Below are 20,427 nucleotides of genomic sequence, written 5' to 3' on the forward strand. Positions count from 1 at the left end.
GCTCACCGCGCGCTCACCGCCCCGACGACGCGTTCGGCCACGCTCGCCGGCAGGCCCAGCAGGCGGAGCGCTTCCGAGGTCTCGGCCCCCGTCCCCGCAGCGGCCTCGGCGGCCTCCCGGTAGCGGGTCCGGGCCGTCGCACGGTCGCCGCGCGCCTCGGCGACGCGGCCGAGGCCGGCGAGCGTACGGACCCGGGTGCCCACGCTCTTGACCCAGTGCGGGTCGGCCCGCTCCAGAGCCTCCTCGTACAGCCGCTCCGCGCCGGCCGGGTCCCCGTCCAGCAGGGCCATGTCGGCCAGTCCGCGCAGCGCCGCCGCGAGGCCGGTGGCACTGCCGGCGCGGCGGGCGAGCGCAGCGGCCTCCGCGTAGTCGGCGCGTGCCGAGGCCGGGTTCTCGCCGACGCGGTGGTCGGCCCGGTTGACCAGCAGGTCGGCCCGGTCGTCCAGGGCGCCGAGCTGTTCGGTGAGCGCGAGGGCCTCGTCGGTGAGCGCGACGGCCCGTACGCGGTCGCCGCGCCCGCCCGCCAGGCCGGCGAGGGTGTCCAGGACCAGGGCGGTGCCCCAGCGGTCACCGAGCTCGCGGAACCCCCGGGCGGCGGCGCCGAAGGTCTCCTCGGCCAGGGCGGTGTCCCCCTCACCCAGGGGCCCGAAGCCGGACACGTACCGGGCTGCGGCCCGCGCCCACGGCTCGGGGCAGTCGCGCTGGGCCGAGACGAGCGCGAAGGCGCCCTGCGCGTCGGCCTCGCCCGCGTTCCGCATCATCCACAGGAACAAGCCGACGGGGTAGCGGCCGGGGCGGGCGCCCGACCACGCGGCGGCCAGCGCCCGCCCGGCCGCCGCCCGGTGCCGCCGCCACACCGGGCGCCCGGCCGCGCCGGACGCCGCCAGCAGCACGCACAGGACGTACTCCTCGCCGAGTCCGCCCCACGGCGCGGCTTCGGCCGCCCCACCGCCGACCACCTCGCCCATCGCCCCGCCGATCGCCCCGCCCGGTACCGGGCCCATCGTGTCCAGGAGCGTGATCGCCCGAGGCGCCACGGAGGCGGACATGCCCCGGATCCACAGGTAGTGCGAGGCCGCGGCGAGCAGTTCGAGGCCGGTCTCCGCATCCGGCGACTCGACCGCCCAGCGCAGGGCCGCCAGGAGGTTCCCGTGCTCGGCGGTCAGGCGGGGCAGCCACTCCAACTGCTCGGCCCGCCGCAGATGAGGGTCGGCGGTCCGCGCCAGCTCCAGGAACCGCCGGGCGTGGGCGCGGCGCACAGCATCGCGTTCGCCCGCCTCATCCAGCCGTTCTCCGCCGTAGGCGCCGATCGTCTCCAGCATCCGGTAGCGGCCGCCCGCGAACTCCAGAAGCGATTTGTCGACGAGCGCTTCGAGCGTCTCGCCGTCGGTGTCGCACACCCGCATCGCCGACTCGGCCGTCGCGCCGCCGGCGAAGACCGTGAACCGTCGTGCGGCCCGCTGCTCCGGCCCGGAGAGCAACTCCCAGCTCCACGCGACGACCGAGCGCAGGGTCCGGTGGCGCTCGTCGGAGCCCCGGCTGCCGCGGGCCGCGACCCCGAGCCGGTCGTCCAGCCGTCCCGCGAGTTCGTCGACGTCCAGCGTGCGGATGCGCGCCGCCGCGAGCTCGATGGCCAGGGGCAGATCGTCGAGGGCCGCACAGATTCGCCGGACCACCTCGGGATCGGCGGTGAAACCGGGCCGTACGGCGCCGGCCCGCTCGACGAAGAGCCGTACCGCCGCGTCAGCGTCGAGCGGCCGCACGGGCCAGAGGCTCTCGCCGATGATGCCGAGCGGTTCCCGGCTCGTCGCCAGGACCCGCAGCTGCGGGCAGGTAGCCAGCAGCCGCGCCGCCAGCGCCGCGATCTCGTCGACGACGTGTTCGCAGTTGTCCAGGACGAGCAGGAGCATCCGGTCCGCCAGCGCCGCGATCAGGCGGTCGACCGGTGTCTGCCCGCCGTCGCCCATGCTCAGCCCGGTGGCGCGCAGGCCGAGCGCGCTCAACAACGCCTGTGGCAGACCGGCGCCGTCGCGCAGCGGGGCCAGCTCCACGAAGCACACCTCGTCGGCCCCGGGCCCGGTGCCGACGGCCTCCGCGACCTCCACGGACAGCCGCGTCTTGCCGACGCCGCCGGGCCCGGTCAGCGTGACCAGCCGGGCCACCCGAAGCCGCCCCGCGACCTCGGCCACCTCGCCGGCGCGCCCGACGAACGCCGTCAGCTGCGCGGGCGGCGCCGTGGGTGCCGGTCCCGGATCGACGCTCAGCAACTCCTCGTACAGCGACATCAGTTCGGGGGAGGGGTCGGTGCCCAGTTCCTCGGCCAGATGCCGCCGGGTCTCCTCGTACGCCACCAGCGCGGCGGCCGGGCCCCCCTCGGCGAACAGCGCCCGGATCAGCAGCCCCGCCAGCCGTTCCCGCAGCGGATGGCGGCCGACCAGCTCACGCAGCTCGGGCACGGCGCCGGGACGGCCGCCGAGCAGGCACTCGGCCTCGATCCGGTCTTCGAGCGCCCCCAGCCGGCGCTCCTCCAGACGCGCCGCGGCAGGTCGGGCGCTCTCGCGCTCGGCGAGGCCGGCCAGGGCGGGGCCCCGCCACAGCGCCAGCGCGTCGCGCAGCAGCGTGACGGCCCGCTCGGCGTCGCCGGCCCGCAGCGCGGCCCGGCCCTCCTGGGCCAGCCGCTCGAACCGGCAGGCGTCCACGTCGTCCTGCGGGACCACGATCCGATAGCCTGCGCCGGCCTGCTCGATCGGGGCCCCCGGACCGAGGGCCTTGCGCAGCCGGGACACCTGGGACTGCAGGGCGTGCGCCGAAAGGGTCCCGTCCGCGTCGACGGCGTCGGCCAGCCGGTCCGCCGACACGGCCTCTCCCACGTGGGTCAGCAGCAGGGCCAGCAGGGCGCGGCGGGCCGGTCCGCCCAGCGGAACCTCGGCCCCGTCGTCGTGCCACGCCCGGGTCTCACCGAGGATTCCGAACAGCATGCCGGCAATTATCCACCGGAGTCGATCAGTTGATCGTTCGATTCATCGGTCGATCGGTCGTCGATCGGTCGTCGATCGGGCGATCAGGCGATCAGGCGGGGACGATCGGGCCGAGGTACGTTCCGCCCGAGACGTCGATCGTCTGGCCGGTCACCCACCGGCCCTGCGGGCCCGCCAGGAAGCCGACGACGTCGGCGATGTCCTCGGGCTCGCCGAGCCGGCCGAGCGCCGTGATCGATTCCAGCCCGGCGACCACCTCGGGGACGGCGGTGTGGCCGGCGGTCATGTCGGTCCGCACGGCGCCGGGTGCGACGGTGTTCACCGTGATGCCGCGGCTGCCGAGCTCGTTGGCCAGCGACGGGGTCATCGACTCCAGGGCCGCCTTGCTGATGGTGTAGCCGATCTGCGTGGAGACGGCGAACCGGCTGGCCGTCGAACCCATGTTGACGATGCGGCCGCCGTCGTTCAGCAGCCCCAGCGCGCGCTGGACCACGAAGAACGGCGTGCTGACGTTGACGGCGAGCAGCCGGTCGAGCTCCTCGGGGGTGACGTGCGCGATCGGGTTGCCGGAGCTGATGCCCGCATTGTTGACCAGGATGTCCAGCCCGCGCCCCGCCAGTCCCGCGGTCAGGCCCTCGAACAGCCGGTCCACGGCGCCGTCCTCGCCGAAGCGTGCCGCGACGGCGAACGCCCGGCCGCCCGCCGCCTCGATCCGCGCCACGGTCCCGCCGGCCGCGGCCTCGTTGCCGCCGTGGTGGACGGCGACGAGAGCGCCCTCGGCCGCGAGCCGCAGCGCGACCGCCCGGCCGATCCCGCGCGAACCGCCCGTCACCAGTGCCGTCTTGCCGTTCAGCGTGCCCGTGCCCGTGCCCGTGCCGGCGCCCATGCCCGTGCCGGCGCCCGTGCCCGTGCCCGTGCCCGTGTGCATCCCCATGGCCCTACCCCTTGCTCGGCGGCCGGTCCTCGGTGGATCCGGCGATGGGGCAAGACTCACCGCGGCGGCTCACCGCGCGCTCACCGCCGGCTCACCGGATCCCCGCTCAGGAGGCGGGCAGCGCCTCGTACTGCAGGGCCAGTCCGTCCAACAGCGCCGCGAGGCCGGTCTCGAAGGCGCCCTCGTCCACCTCGCGCCCGCGCTCCGCGAGCAGGTGGGCCTGGCCCAGGTGCGGGTAGTCCGCCGGGTCGTATGCCGTGCGGTCGTCCACGAAGCCCCCGGCGAAGGAGGCCACCGCCGAGCCCAGGATGAAGTACCGCATCAGTGCGCCGATCCGGGTCGCCTGCGCCGCCGGCCAGCCCGCCGCCGTCATCGCCCCGAACACCGCGTCCGCCAGCCGCAGCCCGGCCGGCCGGCGGCCCGGCCCGCGCGCCAGTACCGGCACGATGTTCGGGTGGTCCGCCAGGGCGTCCCGGTAGGAGTGCGCCCACGCGTGCAGAGCCGCCCGCCAGTCCTGGCCGCCGTCGAACATCGACAGGTCCACCCGCGCGCTCACCGCGTCCGCCACCGCGTCCAGGATCTCGTCCTTGGTGCGGAAGTGGTTGTAGAGCGAGGGTCCGCTGACCCCGAGCGCGGCCGCCAGCCGCCGCGTCGACACCGCCTCCAGCCCCTCCGCGTCCACCAGGGCGCCGGCCGTCTCGATGATGCGGTCCCGGCTGAGGAGGGGCTTGCGCGGTCTGGCCATGCGCCACATAGTAGGGCCTGCCCGCCCTAAACTACCGGTGCTAGTTAAAGGCGCCGATCCCGCCCAGGAGGTGCCCGGTGAATCTGGAGCTGAGCGAGGAGCAGACCGCCGTCCGCCGGCTCGCCCGCGAGTTCACCGAGCGCGAGGTCGTCCCGTACGCCGCCGAGTGGGACCGCGCCGAGAGCGTGGACCGGGCCATCGTGAAGAAGCTGGGCGCGCTCGGCTTCCTCGGCCTGACCGTCCCCGAGGAGTACGGCGGCTCCGGCGGTGACCACCTCTCCTACGCACTGGTCACCGAGGAGCTCGGACGCGGCGACTCCGCCGTGCGCGGGATCGTCTCCGTCTCCCTCGGCCTCGTCGCCAAGACCATCGCCGCCTGGGGCACCGAGGAGCACAAGCGCGCCTGGCTGCCCCGACTGTGCTCCGGCGACGCGCTCGGCTGCTTCGGCCTGACCGAGCCCGGCACCGGTTCCGACGCCGGCAACCTCACCACCCGCGCCGTGCGCGCGGATGACGCGTACGTCCTCGACGGCAGCAAGATGTTCATCACCAACGGCACCTGGGCCGACGTGGTGCTGCTCTTCGCCCGGACCGGCGACGAGCCCGGCCACCGCGGGGTCTCCGCCTTCCTCGTCCCCACCGACGCCCCGGGACTGACCCGCCGCGAGATCCACGGCAAACTCGGCCTGCGCGGCCAGGCCACCGCCGAGCTCGTCCTCGACGGAGTCCGCGTGCCCGCCTCCGCGATGCTCGGCCCCGAGGGCAAGGGCTTCTCGGTCGCCATGTCGGCCCTCGCCAAGGGCCGGATGTCGGTCGCCGCCGGCTGCGTCGGCATCGCCCAGGCGGCCCTGGACGCGGCCGTCTCGTACGCCGCCCAGCGCGAGCAGTTCGGCCGGCCGATCGCCCACCACCAGCTGGTTCAGGAGCTCATCGCCGACATCTCGGTCGACGTGGACGCCGCCCGCCTGCTGACCTGGCGGGTGGCCGACCTCATCGACCGCGGGCAGCCCTTCGCCACCGAATCCTCCACCGCCAAGCTCTTCGCCTCCGAAGCCGCCGTGCGCGCGGCGAGCAACGCCCTCCAGGTGCACGGCGGCTACGGCTACATCGACGAGTACCCGGCGGGCAAGCTGCTGCGCGACGCCCGCGTGATGACCCTGTACGAGGGAACCAGTCAGATCCAGAAGCTGCTCATCGGTCGCGCCCGCACCGGGGTTTCCGCCTTCTGAGTACCCGCATGAGTACGCGTGCGGATGTGCCCGCGCGCGCTCCGCCCGATGCTCGACCCATGAACGAGACACCGGTCAAGCAGCAGAGCACGGGGGCGTACTACGGCCAGGCCGTCGCCTCCTTCGGCATCGCCATCGGCGCCGTGGCCGTGGGGATCTACAACCTGGAGGCGAACGGCTGGGTCCGGGCCTTCCTCGGCATCGCGGTCCTCTACCTCACCACCTCGGCCTTCACCCTCGCCAAGGTGATCCGCGACCGCCAGGAGGTCACGCAGATCGTCAGCCGGGTGGATCAGGCCAGGATGGAGAAGATCATGGCCGAGTACGATCCCTTCGCGCCGAAGTAGCCGGCTCGGTGCAGCCGGCTCGCCGGGCCCGGTCGGCCCGACATCGCTAAGCGCTTGCTCACCCTCCGGTAGGGTGTTCACTTCCACACGGTGAAGGGTGAGTGAGCGATGGGCAGCGCGGAGGATACGGTCGACGGCTACCGGCCGTGGTCCGAGGTCACCCCCGACGCCGCACGGCGGCTGCTCGTCGCCGCCGTCGACGCCTTCGCCGAGCGCGGGTACCACGCCACCACCACCCGTGACATCGCGGGCCGTGCCGGGATGAGCCCGGCCGCGCTCTACATCCACTACAAGACCAAGGAAGAGCTGCTCCACCGGATCAGCCGGATCGGCCACGACAAGGCGCTGGAGATCCTGACCGTCGCCGCCGACGGCCCCGGCAGCGCCGCCGACCGGCTCGATGCCGCCGTACGGTCCTTCGTGCGCTGGCACGCGGCGCACCACACCACCGCGCGCGTGGTCCAGTACGAGCTCGACGCCCTCGCTCCGGAGCACCGCACCGAGATCGTGGAGCTGCGCCGGCAGAGCGACGCGGCCGTGCGCCGCATCATCGCCGACGGGGTGGCCGCGGGGGAGTTCGACGTCCCCGACGTGCCGGGCACCACGCTCGCCGTGCTGTCGCTGTGCATCGACGTGGCCCGCTGGTTCAACGCGGTCGGACAGCGCACGCCCGACGAGGTCGGCGGGCTCTACGCCGACCTCGTGCTGCGCATGGTTGCCGCGCGGCCGGGCCCCGCGCAGTAGTACCGGCGCCCCCCTGCGCGGCGGTCCGGACGGGCTTCAGAAGTAGTAGCGCGACACCGACTCCGCCACGCACACCGGCTTGTCGCCGCCCTCGCGCTCGACCGTGACGGTGGCCGTGACCTGTACGCCGCCGCCCGCCTCCGCGACCTCCGTGATCACGGCGACAGCGCGCAGCCGCGAACCGACCGGCACCGGCGCCGGGAAGCGGACCTTGTTCGTCCCGTAGTTGAGGCCCATCCGCATGCCCTCGACCCGCATGATCTGCGGCACCAGGCTGGGCAGCAGCGACAGCGTCAGATAGCCGTGCGCGATGGTGGAACCGAAGGGTCCGCCCGCTGCGCGCTCCGGGTCCACGTGGATCCACTGGTGATCCCCGGTGGCGTCCGCGAAGAGGTCGATCCGCTTCTGGTCCACCTCCAGCCACTCGCTGGGGCCGAGCGGTTCGCCGATCCCGGCGTGCAGCTCCTCGGCGGACGTGAAGACCCTCGGCTCGGCCATGCCCTGTTCCTGTCTCTCGCGGACCACTGACGGACGAATAAGCGCTTGCTCAGCATGCTGGGGCCGTATGCGTATGTCAACGGACCTCCGACTACGCTCGGCCAGGTGCCGCAGATTCCCGAGAAAGTCCACGAGCTCACCGTCGGTCAGCTGTCCGCCCGTAGCGGCGCGGCCGTCTCGGCGCTCCACTTCTACGAGGCCAAGGGCCTGATCAGCAGCCGCCGCACCTCCGGAAACCAGCGCCGCTACACGCGTGACGCGCTGCGCCGGGTGGCCTTCGTGCGCGCCGCCCAGCGCGTGGGCATCCCGCTGGCCAGCATCCGCGAGGCGCTGGCCCAGCTTCCCGAGGAGCGCACCCCCAACCGTCAGGACTGGGCCCGTCTTTCCGAGGCCTGGCGCGCCGAACTCGACGACCGCATCACCCGACTCGGCCGTCTGCGCGACCACCTGACGGACTGCATCGGCTGCGGCTGCCTGTCGATGGAGACCTGTGCGCTGTCCAACCCGGACGACGTCTTCGGCGAGCGGCTCACCGGCTCGCGGCTGTAGCCGCCGCCCGCACCACCAAGTCCCGCGCCACCGAAACCAGTTCGGCGTTGGACCGGGCCGGCCGTCCGTCGGGCAGGTGCGTCACGTCGCCCATGCCGGTCCGCACGCCGGTGCCGCACCGCGCGGCCAGCCGCAGCACCGGCCAGGCGGCCGCGTCCCGCCCGTACAGCAGCACCGGTACGGGCGGCAGCGCGCGCAGCCCCGCGACCAGGGCCGGATCGGCCGCCGCCAGCTCGGCCGAGAGCCGGACCCGCCGGGGCTCACGCACCGGCCAGGCCAGGAACCCGGCCAGCGGCTCCGGCCCGGCCGCACCGCCCAGCGGCACCACCGCGTCCACCGCGACCCCGCGTGCCAGCAGGGCCCGTGCGAGCTCCGCGGCGCCCGGCTGCCCGAAGTGCACCACCGCCCGGTCCGGCAGCACCGTCCACGAAGCCACCCGCTCCAGCCGCCCCGCGGGATCGGGCTCGGCCGCGATCGACACCGGCACCGACAGCGCTACGCCGACCCCCGTGCGCCGCAACACCTCCAACACCGGTCCGACCACGCGCGGCGAGAGGCTCTCCCGCCCGCACGGCGTCCGCGGATGCACCAGCACCTCCGCGGCTCCGGCGCCGACGGCCGCGAGTGCCGATTCCGCCAGCGCGCCCGGCGACATCGGCACGGCCGGGCCGTCCGCGGCGCTCCGCGAGCCGTTCACCGACACCGACACCGACACCGACACCGACAGCGGCAGCGGTACCGGCGGCGACGTTCTCACGCGGCTCCCGCCGAGGGGATGTCCAGCAGCGCCGGGGTGTCCACCAGGGCCGGTCTGGGCACCACGATCCCGCAGCCCGCGCACACCGGCCCGTCCCAGGCCAGTGCCCCCGCCCAGGGGCCGACCGGAGCCACCTCCGGCCAGTGCAGTTCGGTGTCCCCGCACACCGGACACGCCGTGCCCGGCGCCGACTCCAGTGCCCGCACCAGCCTGCGCAGCACCTCGCCCAGCGCCCCCTCCGGCCGGACCCCCGGGTCCGCGCACCGCACCACCGCGTCCCCGCTCCCGCCCCACGCCCACTCCGGGCGGCGCAGCCCGTGGTGCTTCTCGCGCCGGCGGCGTTCCGCGAACTGGCGCTCGTACTCCAACCAGACGGCCCGCGCGTCCTCCAGCTCCTCCAGGGCTGCGACCAGCCGCAACGGATCGGCGCCCCGGTCCTCCGGGGCGATCCCGTGCCGGTCGCACAAGTGCCACCACGTGGCCCGGTGCCCGTACGGAGCGAACCGCTCCAGGCAGCGGCGCAGCGAGTGGCGCCGCAAGGCCCGGTCGTTGCGCGCGTCGCGCACTTGGTAGGCCAGACTCCGGAATCCCGCCATCACACCATCACCTCCACCGATGTGCCCAACATGCCCGGCCGAGGGCGGGCGCATGCGGGGGCGGACGAGGCGTGCGGGTGGCACATGGCCAGAACTCAGCGCCCCATGCGCCCCGCTGTCACCACCACCCGGGCCAGTTCCTCGTGGCAGATGTCGCTGTGCGCCCCCGACGGGGCGCCGCCGCGCCGCACCACGGAGCCCGCGTCCACGCTGACGCAACCGGATGCGGGCAGCCCCTCGCGCAGCACGGTGTCCAAGCTCAGCCGGGGCGCACCCGGGACCGCCTGGACCCCGTCGTGCCCGATGGCGCCCCACCGCTCGTCGAAACCCAGAAGTCCGGCCGAATCGCCCGCCATCCGGGAGGCCAGCGGGTAGAAGATCTTGAGGGCCGAGTCGTGCGGGGAATGGCAGGCGACCACCGGCCCGTCGACCCGGCGCTGGAGCCCGCGCAGTGCGCCGCCGTTGCCCTTGTCGTGCGGCAGCCGGTCGGCGAACGCGTAGTGCGAGAAGGCCCCCTGGAGCAGGGTCACGGATTTCACGTACCGGGCCCGGTCCGGCACCGCGCGCAGGGAGAAGGACACCACGCGTGCCCCGAAGCTGTGTCCGATCAGATGGAACCGCAGGGCGGGGCGGGCGGCCGCCAGCTGGGCCAGCACGGGGCCGAGGCCGCGTTCGCCGACCACGCCCGCCCGCTTCTTCATCTTGTAGTACGCCGCCTGGCGCAGCAGTTCCTTGGCGCCGCCCCACAGCCCGCGCAGCCCGCCGCCGACCGTGAGCCCCGGACCGTCGGGGCCCGCCGGATCAGCCGCGCCCGGCGCGCCCGCCCTGACCAGGGCAACGGAAAGGGCCCTGCACACCTCCAGCACATCGTTCGTGAAGATCGCGGGTACCGACGGTGCGACCGCCGCGGGCACCGCGTCCACCCCCGCCAACTCGCGCACCAGGGCCCCGAACTCGATGAAGGCGGCCGCCGAATCCGGCTGCTCCTCCAGCAGTTCCGCCACCCTGTCCAGCTCCGCCCGTCGCTCCGGCCAGAACTCCCCGAGCGCCCGGCGGGTGAGCGGGTCCAGCGCGCAGGCGAAGCCCGGTTCCGCGAGGACGCCCGACGCGTCGAAGTCCGGTATCGGCTCGTCGGAGAAGCGCATCGCGGGCCATACGACACCCACGTACCCCAGGCGCACCCCGGACCCCACCAGCTCCTGGAAGGGTGCGAAGAACCGGTCGTAGAGGCGCGTCGCCGTGGACCGGTCGCTGTTCCAGCCGTGTGCGAAGACCAGCAGGTCGGTCGCCTCCATCCGGGACACCGCCCCCTGCGTGACCCGGTCCACGTCCCCTTCGGAGTCGAAAGTCAGCTCCGCGTACGGCCCGACCCCGACACCTGCCCCGACACCGACACCGACACCGAACCCGCCACCGACGTCCGTCATGACGTCCCCCTTCACGCCGTGCCTCCGGTGCAGCCAGCATCCTGCTGCGGCGCCCGCCCGGCCAGCCCCCCGACGCGGTCGGATCACGGATACAGCAGGTACTCCTCGCGCACCGCCGCGAAGCGCGCCAGCCCCGCCGCCCAGTCACCCGCGACCTCGTCCACGTCCGCCCCGGCGTCCACCAGCGTCCGCACCCGGTCCGAGCCCGTGAGCCGGTCGATCCAGTGGTCCGCGCGCCAGCCGAAGCCGCTCCACACCCGCCGCGCCGTGATCAGCAGGCCGATCCCGGCCCGTACCGGGTCGAAGGCCGCCCGGTCGTGCACGATCAGCCGGACCCCGCCGCACACCTTGCCCACGTGCTTGGAGAAGGTCGGCGTGAAGTACGCCTCCCGGAACCACACCCCGGGCAGCCCCAGCGCGTTCGCCGCCTCCGCCCACCGCCGGTCGATCCCCTCCGCACCGACCACCTCGAAGGGCGTGGTCGTCCCGCGCCCCTCGGAGAGGTTCGTCCCCTCGAACAGGCAGGTACCGGCGTACGCGAGGGCCGTGTCCGGGGTCGGCACGTTCGGGCTCGGCGGCACCCAGGGCAGCCCGGTCTCCCCGAAGAACGACTCCCGCCGCCATCCGGACATCGCCACCGTCCGCAGCCCGACCGGGCGGTCCGCCAGGAACTCGCCGTTGAAGAGCCGGGCCAGCTCGGCCACCGTCATCCCGTGTGCGAGGGCGATCGGCTCGCGGCCGACGAAGCTCGCGTACGGCCGCTCCAGCACGGGTCCCGCGGCCCGCCGGCCGCCCACCGGATTGGGCCGGTCCAGCACCACCACCGTCTTGCCGGCGAGGGCGGCCGCGCGCATGCAGTCGTAGAGGGTCCAGACGTAGGTGTAGAAGCGCGCCCCGACGTCCTGGATGTCGAAGACGACGGTGTCGATCCCGGCCGCCGTGAACACGTCCGCGAGCTTCTGCCCGCTCTTGTCGTACGTGTCGTACACCGCGAGCCCGGTCGCCGGATCCCGGGAGGCCCCCTCCGAGCCGCCCGCCTGCGCCGTTCCGCGGAAGCCGTGCTCGGGCCCGAACACCGCCACCAGGTCGACCCGTTCGTCCGCGTGCAGTACGTCGACCAGGTGCCGGGCGTCGGCGGTGATCCCGGTGGGGTTGGTGACCACCCCGACCTTCTGTCCGGCCAGTGCTGCGTACCCGTCCGCGGCGAGCCGCTCGAAGCCGGTACGCACCCGTCCGGCCGACGCCGTGGACCCGGCCGCCCCGCCCGCCCCCAGCGCGCCCGCCGATCCGATGGCCCCCGCCAGTCCCAGCATCCCGCGTCGCGACACCGTCATCCGGCCACGCTAGGCGTCGCGCCCCTTTCCTCTCGACATACCGACCGGTTAGTCTGCCCGCGATCCGGCATCCGGCCGCACGAGAGGTGGACCCCGTGAGCGCGTACCAGGACCAGCGAGTCGTCGTCACCGGCGCGGGCGGCGGCATCGGCGCCGCCCTCGCGCACCGCTTCGCGGCCGAGGGCGCCACGGTGGTGGTCAACGACCTCGACCCGGCCAAGGCCGCCGCGGTCGCGGCCGCGATCGGCGCCCGGGCGATTCCGGTGCCGGGCGACGCCTCGGCGATCGTGGCCGAGGCCCGCGAGGCCCTCGGCGGCACGGTCGACGTCTACTGCGCCAACGCCGGGCTCGCCTCGGGCGGCGACGCCTTCGCCGACGAGGTCGTCTGGGAAGCGGCCTGGGACACCAACGTCATGGCCCACGTCCGCGCCGCCAGAGCGCTGCTGCCGGACTGGCTGGAGCGGGAGAGCGGTCGCTTCGTGTCCACCGTCTCGGCCGCCGGGCTCCTGACCATGATCGGAGCGGCCCCGTACAGTGTCACCAAGCACGGTGCGCTCGCCTTCGCCGAATGGCTCTCGCTGACCTACCGCCACCGCGGGGTCCAGGTCCACGCCATCTGCCCGCAAGGGGTGCGCACCGACATGCTGACCGCCGCGGGCTCGGCGGGCGAACTCGTGCTCGCGCCGACCGCGATCGAGCCGGAAGCGGTCGCGGACGCACTGTTCGACGGCATGGAGAAGGGCCGGTTCTTGATCCTCCCGCACCCCGAGGTCGCCGATTTCTACGCCGCCCGCGCCACCGAGCCGGACCGCTGGCTGAGCGGCATGAACCACCTCCAGCAGAAATGGGAGACCCGGTGACCCCTTCCCGGTCCACCTCCGACGCTTCCCGGTACTCCGCCAAGCCGTGGCTCGGGCTGCTCGCCGCGGTCCAGCGGGCGCCCGTCGCACCGCCGCCCACCGTGCTGCACGCCTTCCGCGAGGCCGTCGCCCGGGCCCCCGAACGCACCGCCCTGGCCTACTTCGACGGCCGGATCGGCTACGCCGAGGCCGACGGGCTGTCCGACTCCGTCGCCGGCCACCTCGCGGCGCGCGGCATCCGCCGCGGGGACCGGGTCGCCGTCATGCTGCAGAACACCCCGCACTTCGTGCTCGCCGTCCTCGCGGCCTGGAAGGCCGGGGCCGTCGTCGTCCCGCTCAATCCCATGTACAAGTCCGGCGAGGTCGGGCACGTCCTGCGCGACTCCGGGGCCGCCGCCCTGGTCTGCGACGGCGGCGCGTGGACGACGTACCTGCGCGAGGCCGTGCGGGACAGCGCCGTGCGGACCGTGCTGACCGCCTCGGACCTGGACTTCCAGACGCGCGACGACCCGCGCGTCTTCGGCCCCGCCCCGGACCGGGCCGCCGCCCCCGCCCGGCCGTTCGTGCCCGCCCAGGCCGACGCGCCCGACGCGGTGCCCGACCGCGAGCACCCGGCCGACCCGGACGCCGCCGACATCGCCGCGGACCTCTTCACCGTGGCCCGCGGCAGGCGGCCCGCGCCGGACGACCCGCACCTCACCGCCGCCGACACCGCCCTCATCAGCTACACCTCCGGCACCAGCGGCACCCCCAAGGGCGCGATGAACCCGCACGGCGCGCTGACCTACAACGCCGTCCGGCAGGTGACCTCCCACCCCCTCCCCGAGGGCGCCACCTACTTCGCCCTCGCGCCCCTCTTCCACATCACCGGCATGGTCTGCGAGCTCGCCGCCTGCCTGGCCAACGCCGGCACCCTGGTCCTCGCCCACCGCTTCGACGCCGGCGCCGTCCTCGACGCCTTCCTCGAACACCGCCCGGCCTACACCGTCGGCCCGGCCACCGCCTTCATGGCCCTCGCCGCCCACCCCGAGGTCACCCCGGACCACTTCGCCTCGTTCCGGGTGATCTCCTCCGGCGGCGCCCCGCTCCCGCCCGCGCTCGTCGAGCGCCTGCGCACCGCCTTCGGCTTCTACCTCCGCAACGGCTACGGCCTCACCGAGTGCACCGCCCCGTGCGCCAGCGTGCCCGTGCACCTCGAAGCCCCCGTCGACCCCGCCTCCGGCACCCTCTCCGTGGGCCTGCCCGGCGCCGACACCGTGGTCCGCATCCTCGACGAGCAGGGCGCCGAGGTCCCCTTCGGCGAGACGGGTGAGATCGCCGTCCGCGGCCCGCAGGTGGTGCCCGGCTACTGGGGACTGCCCGCGGAGTCCGCCGAGGCCTTCCCGGACGGCGAACTGCGCACCGGCGACGTCGGATTCATGGACCCCGACGGCTGGCTCTACGTCGTCGACCGCAAGAAGGACATGATCAACGCCTCCGGCTTCAAGGTCTGGCCGCGGGAGGTCGAGGACGTGCTCTACACCCACCCCGCCGTCCGCGAGGCCGCCGTGGTCGGCGTCCCCGACGCGTACCGCGGGGAGAGCGTGAAGGCGTACGTGAGCCTGCGTCCCGGCACCTCGGCGGAGCCGGCGGAGCTCACCGCCTACTGCGCCGAGCGCATCGCCGCGTACAAATACCCGCGCCAGGTCGAGATCCTGCCTGTCCTTCCGAAGACGACCAGTGGCAAGATCCTGCGACGGGAACTGCGCGATCGCGGCTGAAAACAGTCGGACGGTCGTACAGCTGGTCGTCGTGACCAGGCAGGAACGAGGAAGGGAAGGTCAGCGCCATGGCGGCACGGACCACGGAACCCGCAGGCACGCACGAGGCCCCGGTACCGCAGCGGCTGCTGGCCGTCGCCACCCGGCTGTTCGCCGAGCGCGGCTACGACCGCACCTCGGTCCAGGAGATCGTCGAGGCGGCCGGAGTCACCAAGGGCGCGCTCTACCACTACTTCGGGTCCAAGGACGACCTGCTGCACGAGGTGTACGCGCGGATGCTGCGGCTCCAGCAGCAGCGCCTGGACGCGGTGGCCGATTCCGACGCGCCCGTCGAGGAGCGGCTGCGCACCGCGGCCGCCGACGTGGTCGTCACGACCATCGAGAACCTCGACGACGCGATGATCTTCTTCCGGTCGATGCACCAGCTCAGCCCGGAGAAGTCCAAGCAGGTGAGGACGGAGCGGCGGCGCTACCACGAGCGCTTCCGGGCGCTGATCGAGGAGGGTCAGCGTACGGGCGTGTTCTCCAGCGCCACCCCCGCCGACCTGGTGGTGGACTACCACTTCGGGTCCGTCCACCACCTGTCCACCTGGTACCGGGCGGACGGCCCGCTCACGCCGCAGCAGGTCGCCGATCACCTCGCCGACCTGCTGCTGCGCGCGCTGCGTCCGTAGCCCGTAGCCCGTAGCCGCAGCGCGAAGCCGAGGGCCCGCAGCCCCTCCGGCGCCCGATGGGCTACGGGTCGGGGACTACGGGCCGCCGGCTAGGGGCCGCTGACTACGGGGCCACCTTCAGGAGCTTGTTCGCCGTGCCCGACGACGGGTTGGTGACCGCTCCGGACGTGGCCGCCCCCGTCAGCGCCGCGGCCGCCTGCGCCGGGGTCGCGGACGGGTGCCCCGCCAGGTAGACCGCCGCGGCGCCGGCCGCGTGCGGGGCCGCCATGGACGTGCCGGAGATGGTCTTCGTCCCCGTGTCGCTGTCGTTCCAGGTGGACGTGATGTCCGAACCCGGCGCGTACAGGTCCACCACGGAGCCGAAGTTCGAGAACGAGGACTGCTCGTCGTCGATCGTGCTCGACGCCACCGTGATCGCCTCCTTCACCCGGGACGGCGAGCCCTGGCCGGCGTCGGCCGACTCGTTGCCCGCCGCCACGGTGAAGGTGACGCCCGAGGCGACGGCCCGGCGCACCGCCTCGTCGAGGGCCTCGTCGGCGCCGCCGCCCAGGCTCATGTTGGCCACCGAGGGCCCCGAGTGGTTCTTGGTGACCCAGTCGATTCCGGCGACCACCTGCTCGGTGGTGCCGGAGCCGTTGTCGTCCAGCACCCGCACCGCGACCACCTTCGCCTTCTTGGCGACGCCGTGCGAGGTCCCCGCGATGGTGCCGGCCACGTGCGTGCCGTGGCCGTTGCCGTCGTCGGCGCTGTCGTCGTTGTCCACCGCGTCGAACCCGGACGACGCGCGGCCGCCGAAGTCCTTGTGGGTGGTGCGCACGCCGGTGTCGATGACGTACGCCGTCACGCCCTCGCCGCCGCCGTCGGGGTACGTGTACTTCTTGTCGCCCGCCTGTGCGGTCTGGTCGATCCGGTCCAGACCCCATGACGGCGGGTTGGTCTGGGTGGCGTTGATGGTGAACTTCTTGTTCTGCACGACCTTGCTGACGGCCGGGTCCGCGGCGAGCCGCTTCGCCTCGGTCTCGCTGAGGTCCGAGGCCGAGAAACCGTTGACCCCGGAGCCGTAGGAGCGCTTCAGCTCGCCGCCGTACTTGCGGGCGAGCTGTTCCTTGTTCGCGGATGCGTCGAGTATGACGACGTAACTTCCGCTGATCGCGCCGGGCGCGCCGAGGCCGTACACCGTGCCCTCGGCCGGGGTTGCCGCTCCCGCGAGGGGGGTGGCGAGCAGGGCCACGGCGGCCGCCGTGGCCGCTCCGGTACCGACTGCCGCGTACCGGAAACCGCGCGAGCGCTTGTGAGTTGCCATCTGGAGGGTTCTCCTCATGTTGACGTTGGGGGCGTCAGACCTTCTGGAGAACCCTGTTCCGATTGACAGGCGCAAATCAAGAACGCCTTGGGGTTATGGGGTTGTTCAACAAGGTTTCTTAAAGGGTCCCCCGCACCGCCTTCACCTCGTACACAGGTTCACGTGAACTCCCGCACGATTCCCACACGTTCACGAGCGGCCGGCCGCGTACCGCTTCAACTCCCGTCGCGCCAAAGACCGCTGGTGCACTTCGTCCGGCCCGTCGGCCAGCCGCAGGGTCCGCGCCGCCGCCCACAGTTCGGCCAGCGGGAAGTCCTGGCTCACCCCGCCCGCGCCGTGCAGCTGCACCGCGTCGTCCAGGATCCGCACCACGGCCCGCGGGGTCGCGATCTTGATGGCTTGGATCTCGGTGTGCGCGCCCCGGTTGCCGACCGTGTCCATCAGCCAGGCCGTCTTCAGCACCAGCAGCCGCAACTGTTCCACCGTCACCCGGGCGTCGGCGATCCAGTTCTGCACGACGCCCTGGGCGGCCAGCGGCTTGCCGAAGGCGGTACGTTCCACCGCGCGCCGGCACATCAGCTCGATGGCCCGCTCCGCCATCCCGATCAGCCGCATGCAGTGGTGGATGCGGCCCGGACCGAGCCGGGCCTGGGCGATGGCGAAGCCGGACCCCTCCTCGCCGATCAGGTTCGCCGCCGGGACCCGGGCCCCGTCGAAGACCACCTCGGCGTGGCCGCCGTGGTCGTGGTCCTCGTACCCGTACACCGTCATGGCCCGGCGCACCTCGACCCCCGGGGTGTCGCGGGGCACCAGGACCATCGACTGCTGGCGGCGCGGATCGGCGCCGTCCGGGTCGGTCTTGCCCATCACGATGAAGATCTCGCAGTGCGGGTTCATCGCCCCGGAGATGAACCACTTGCGGCCGGTGACCACGTACTCGGCACCGTCCGCCGAGCGCTCGATGCGGGTCTCGATGTTCGTCGCGTCCGAGGAGGCCACCTCGGGCTCGGTCATCGCGAAGGCGGAGCGGATCTCCCCGGCCAGCAGGGGCTCCAGCCACCGCTTCTTCTGCTCCTCGTTCCCGAACTGGGCGAGCAGCTCCATGTTCCCGGTGTCCGGGGCCGCGCAGTTGGTGGCCGTCGGCGCCAGGTGCGGGCTGCGGCCGGTGATCTCGGCGAGCGGGGCGTACTGGAGGTTGGTCAGCCCCGCGCCGTGCTCGGCACTGGGGAGGAAGAGGTTCCACAGGCCCTGGCGGCGCGCCTCGGCCTTCAGTTCACCGAAGACGGCCGGGGTGTCCCAGGGCGAGGCCAGCCGTGCGCGCTGCTCGGCGGCGACGGGCTCCGCCGGGTAGACGTACTCCTCCATGAACGCGAGCAGCCGCTCGCGGAGTTCCTCGGTCCGGGCGTCGAATGCGAAATCCATGGGTGGGTGCCTCAGCCTTCCTGGCGGTTCTGGAGCGTGGTCAGTCCGTGCTCGATGAAGACCGGGACCAGCTCGCCGATCCGGTCGAAGCCCGCCCCGACGGTCTGTCCCAGCGTGTAGCGGTAGTGGATGCCCTCGAGGATCACGGCGAGCTTGAACCAGGCGAAGGCCGTGTACCAGGCGATCGCCCCGGTGTCCCGGCCCGAGCGGGCGGCGTACCGCTCGACGAGCTCGGCCGGCGTCGGATGGCCCGGCGCCCCGCTCGTCGTGCTGACCGGCGATCCGGTCAGGCCCAGGTCCGAGCTGTACATCACCAGCAGCCCGAGGTCGGTCAGCGGATCCCCGAGCGTGGACATCTCCCAGTCCAGCACCGCCCGGACGGTGTCGGTGCCGGACGGGGACCCGCCGATCAGGACGTTGTCCAGCCGGAAGTCCCCGTGCACCACGGTCGGGGCGGGGGAGTCGGGCAGCGTCCGGCCGAGCGCGCCGTGCAGCTCGTCGATCCCGGCGAGTTCCCGGCCCCGGGAAGCCGCGAGCTGCTTGCCCCAGCGGCGCAGCTGCCGGTCCAGGAAGCCCTCGGGCCGGCCGAAGTCGCCCAGGCCCACCGCCTCCGGATCCACCGCGTGGAGGTCGACCAGGGTGTCCACCAGGCCCAGTACCGCCCGCCGGGTCCGCTCCGGTCCGATCGCGGCGAGCTGCTCGGCCGTCCGGTACGGCACCCCGTCCACGAACTCCATGACGTAGAACGGCGCCCCGAGCACGGCCTCGTCCTCGCACAGGAGCAACGGCTCGGGCACCGGCACCGCCGTGCCGTGCAGCGCCTCGATGACCCGGTGCTCGCGCCGCATGTCGTGCGCGGTGGCCAGTACGTGGCCCAGCGGCGGCCGGCGGACCACCCAGCGGGCGGTCCCGTCGGTGATCTCGTACGTGAGGTTCGACCGGCCGCCCTCGATGAGCCGGCCGCGCAGCGCCCCGGCCACCATTTCGGGCCGTACCCGGTCGAGATGACCGCGCAGCCGTTCCAGATCCAGGCCGCGCGGGTCGGCCGGGGCTGAGGTCATGGGGCGCACCTCCGTGCGTGTCGACGAGGGGAAGGGCGGCGGTGCGTCGGAGCACCGCCGCGAGCCATCATGCCGACCAGTCGGTATGTCGTCCAGAGGCCGGGCGGAGAGAAAACCCTCCGCCCGGCGACATCCGGCGACATCCGGCCGCATCCGGTGGCGCCGGGTGCGGTCAGGCGTGGCAGAGGATCGGTGTTCCGCCGTTCATCACGGTCATGTCCGTCAGGACCGCCAGGATGTCCAGCGGTGCGCCCTCCGGTCGGCCGGCCAGTTCCGCGTACGCCCGGTGCACGTTCGCCACCAGCCGCTCGCTCTCCCGCCAGGAGCCGAACTCGCCGAGATCGGCCTGCTGGGCCACCTCCAGCGGGGACAGCCCCTTCGTCCGCCCCTCCCGGGCGAGTTCGGCCACGTACCGCAGGTAGCGCTCGGTGGAGTCGTAGGCCGAGGGGTCGGTCAGGGGTCCGTGGCCCGGTACGACGGTCTCCGCGTCCAGTGAACGCAGCAGCTCCAGCGCCCGCAGCGAGCCGGCGAGCGAGCCCATCGCGAGGAACGGCGTCCCCCCGGCGAAGACCAGGTCGCCGGTGAAGACCACCCGCTGGCCGGGCAGCCACACGACCGAGTCCCCGGTGGTGTGCGCGACGCCCGGGTGGATGACCTGCACCTCCGTCGCGCCGACGTGCAGGGTCGCCCGGTCGCTGTAGGTGAGATCGGGCGGCACGATGTCGATCGCGCCGAAGTCCGTGGCGGGCCAGATCAGCTCCAGCTGGTGCCCGGCCGCGAGCTGCTCGGACCGTGCGTTGTCGTGCCCGAGGACGAGCGCCTCGGGGGCGAAGACGCCGTTGCCGTAGGTGTGGTCGCCGTGGTGGTGGGTGTTGACCACGGTGCGGGGGAGCGGCGCCCCGGCCGCCACGACCGCGGCGCGCAGGGCCAGGGCCCGCCGCTCGGTGGCGGCGGTGTCCACGAGCAGGGTCCGGCCCCCGTCGGTCACGAATCCGGCGTTGTTGAGGCACCAGCCGCCGTCCGGCTGGACGTAGGCGTACACCCCCGGCGCGGGCTGGACGAGGTACGGCTCTTCGACGGACATCTGCGCTCTCCCCGGGTCGCTTCCACGAACGGTCGGCATCCTGCCAGCCGTTGCCGCGCCGGGGTAGGGCGGGTACCGCTCCCGGCCGACCGGGAGTCCGGTCGGCCGGATCTGTCGCTGGTGCC

Annotated in this window: 19 protein-coding genes; 7 read left to right on the forward strand and 12 right to left on the reverse strand. The window is 73.7% G+C overall.

The window, feature by feature from the left end:
• Positions 1 to 2: 2 nt before the first annotated feature.
• The 3 genes from OG386_RS32985 to OG386_RS32995 form a co-directional block, all read right to left on the reverse strand.
• Positions 3 to 2,978 carry a BTAD domain-containing putative transcriptional regulator gene (locus tag OG386_RS32985; protein WP_328791107.1) on the reverse strand — a complete coding sequence of 992 codons (2,976 nt, stop codon included), beginning with the start codon at positions 2,976 to 2,978 and terminating at the stop codon, positions 3 to 5.
• Between the two features lie 91 nt (positions 2,979 to 3,069).
• Complete coding sequence (locus OG386_RS32990) at positions 3,070 to 3,864, reverse strand: SDR family oxidoreductase (protein WP_328793463.1); 795 nt, start codon at positions 3,862 to 3,864, stop codon at positions 3,070 to 3,072.
• A gap of 154 nt (positions 3,865 to 4,018) precedes the next feature.
• Positions 4,019 to 4,666: a TetR/AcrR family transcriptional regulator gene (locus tag OG386_RS32995; RefSeq protein WP_328791108.1), complete on the reverse strand. Its 648-nt coding sequence runs from the start codon at positions 4,664 to 4,666 to the stop codon at positions 4,019 to 4,021.
• Positions 4,667 to 4,734: 68 nt separating this feature from the next.
• On the opposite strand from OG386_RS32995, the gene OG386_RS33000 reads away from it, so the two are divergent.
• The 3 genes from OG386_RS33000 (at position 4,735) to OG386_RS33010 (ending at position 6,977) form a co-directional block, all read left to right on the forward strand.
• The gene (locus tag OG386_RS33000) at positions 4,735 to 5,886 is read left to right on the forward strand and encodes an acyl-CoA dehydrogenase family protein (protein ID WP_328791109.1); all 1,152 of its coding nucleotides are present in this window, start codon (positions 4,735 to 4,737) and stop codon (positions 5,884 to 5,886) included.
• A 59-nt stretch (positions 5,887 to 5,945) separates the two neighbouring features.
• Positions 5,946 to 6,233: a YiaA/YiaB family inner membrane protein gene (locus tag OG386_RS33005; protein ID WP_030011866.1), complete on the forward strand. Its 288-nt coding sequence runs from the start codon at positions 5,946 to 5,948 to the stop codon at positions 6,231 to 6,233.
• Between the two features lie 108 nt (positions 6,234 to 6,341).
• Positions 6,342 to 6,977: a TetR/AcrR family transcriptional regulator gene (locus OG386_RS33010; RefSeq protein ID WP_328791110.1), complete on the forward strand. Its 636-nt coding sequence runs from the start codon at positions 6,342 to 6,344 to the stop codon at positions 6,975 to 6,977.
• A gap of 36 nt (positions 6,978 to 7,013) precedes the next feature.
• On the opposite strand, the gene OG386_RS33015 is transcribed toward OG386_RS33010, so the two are convergent.
• On the reverse strand, positions 7,014 to 7,475 hold the full coding sequence (locus tag OG386_RS33015; protein WP_266598305.1) for a MaoC family dehydratase: 462 nt from the start codon (positions 7,473 to 7,475) through the stop codon (positions 7,014 to 7,016).
• Positions 7,476 to 7,580: 105 nt separating this feature from the next.
• On the opposite strand from OG386_RS33015, the gene soxR reads away from it, so the two are divergent.
• Positions 7,581 to 8,024 (forward strand): redox-sensitive transcriptional activator SoxR, encoded by a 444-nt coding sequence (gene soxR / locus OG386_RS33020; protein ID WP_327386253.1) that lies wholly within the window; start codon positions 7,581 to 7,583, stop codon positions 8,022 to 8,024.
• Here soxR and OG386_RS33025 read toward each other — a convergent pair.
• The 4 genes from OG386_RS33025 to OG386_RS33040 form a co-directional block, all read right to left on the reverse strand.
• Positions 8,005 to 8,781 (reverse strand): 3-keto-5-aminohexanoate cleavage protein, encoded by a 777-nt coding sequence (locus tag OG386_RS33025; RefSeq protein ID WP_328791111.1) that lies wholly within the window; start codon positions 8,779 to 8,781, stop codon positions 8,005 to 8,007. The two genes, soxR and OG386_RS33025, sit on opposite strands and share 20 nt — an antisense overlap.
• Positions 8,778 to 9,377, reverse strand: coding sequence for a hypothetical protein (locus tag OG386_RS33030; RefSeq protein WP_327386255.1), 600 nt, complete (start codon positions 9,375 to 9,377; stop codon positions 8,778 to 8,780). The genes OG386_RS33025 and OG386_RS33030 overlap by 4 nt, the downstream gene beginning before the upstream one ends.
• Before the next feature lie 95 nt (positions 9,378 to 9,472).
• Positions 9,473 to 10,804 carry a serine-threonine protein kinase gene (locus OG386_RS33035; protein ID WP_328791112.1) on the reverse strand — a complete coding sequence of 444 codons (1,332 nt, stop codon included), beginning with the start codon at positions 10,802 to 10,804 and terminating at the stop codon, positions 9,473 to 9,475.
• 83 nt (positions 10,805 to 10,887) lie between these two features.
• Positions 10,888 to 12,138: an exo-beta-N-acetylmuramidase NamZ family protein gene (locus OG386_RS33040; RefSeq protein WP_328791113.1), complete on the reverse strand. Its 1,251-nt coding sequence runs from the start codon at positions 12,136 to 12,138 to the stop codon at positions 10,888 to 10,890.
• A gap of 95 nt (positions 12,139 to 12,233) precedes the next feature.
• On the opposite strand from OG386_RS33040, the gene OG386_RS33045 reads away from it, so the two are divergent.
• From OG386_RS33045 to OG386_RS33055, 3 genes are all read left to right on the forward strand, one after another.
• Positions 12,234 to 12,998, forward strand: coding sequence for an SDR family oxidoreductase (locus OG386_RS33045; RefSeq protein ID WP_376150910.1), 765 nt, complete (start codon positions 12,234 to 12,236; stop codon positions 12,996 to 12,998).
• A complete protein-coding gene (locus OG386_RS33050) occupies positions 12,983 to 14,758 on the forward strand; it encodes a class I adenylate-forming enzyme family protein (protein WP_405786714.1) in 1,776 nt (591 codons plus the stop codon). Before OG386_RS33045 ends, OG386_RS33050 begins: the two co-directional genes overlap by 16 nt.
• Before the next feature lie 68 nt (positions 14,759 to 14,826).
• Complete coding sequence (locus OG386_RS33055; protein WP_328791116.1) at positions 14,827 to 15,432, forward strand: TetR/AcrR family transcriptional regulator; 606 nt, start codon at positions 14,827 to 14,829, stop codon at positions 15,430 to 15,432.
• 103 nt (positions 15,433 to 15,535) lie between these two features.
• Here OG386_RS33055 and OG386_RS33060 read toward each other — a convergent pair whose 3' ends face one another.
• The 4 genes from OG386_RS33060 to OG386_RS33075 all read right to left on the reverse strand — a co-directional run bounded on the left by OG386_RS33060 (position 15,536) and on the right by OG386_RS33075 (position 20,302).
• A complete protein-coding gene (locus OG386_RS33060) occupies positions 15,536 to 16,735 on the reverse strand; it encodes a S8 family peptidase (protein WP_328791117.1) in 1,200 nt (399 codons plus the stop codon).
• 189 nt (positions 16,736 to 16,924) lie between these two features.
• Entirely contained in the window at positions 16,925 to 18,157 is a 1,233-nt protein-coding gene (locus tag OG386_RS33065) for an acyl-CoA dehydrogenase family protein (protein ID WP_328791118.1), read from the reverse strand.
• Between the two features lie 11 nt (positions 18,158 to 18,168).
• Positions 18,169 to 19,218, reverse strand: coding sequence for a phosphotransferase family protein (locus OG386_RS33070; RefSeq protein WP_328791119.1), 1,050 nt, complete (start codon positions 19,216 to 19,218; stop codon positions 18,169 to 18,171).
• A gap of 172 nt (positions 19,219 to 19,390) precedes the next feature.
• Positions 19,391 to 20,302, reverse strand: a complete 912-nt coding sequence (locus OG386_RS33075) for an MBL fold metallo-hydrolase (RefSeq protein WP_328791120.1) — start codon at positions 20,300 to 20,302, stop codon at positions 19,391 to 19,393.
• Positions 20,303 to 20,427: the final 125 nt, after the last annotated feature.

The sequence above is a fragment of the Streptomyces sp. NBC_00273 genome, assembly GCF_036178145.1.
Classification (GTDB): Bacteria; Actinomycetota; Actinomycetes; order Streptomycetales; family Streptomycetaceae; genus Streptomyces.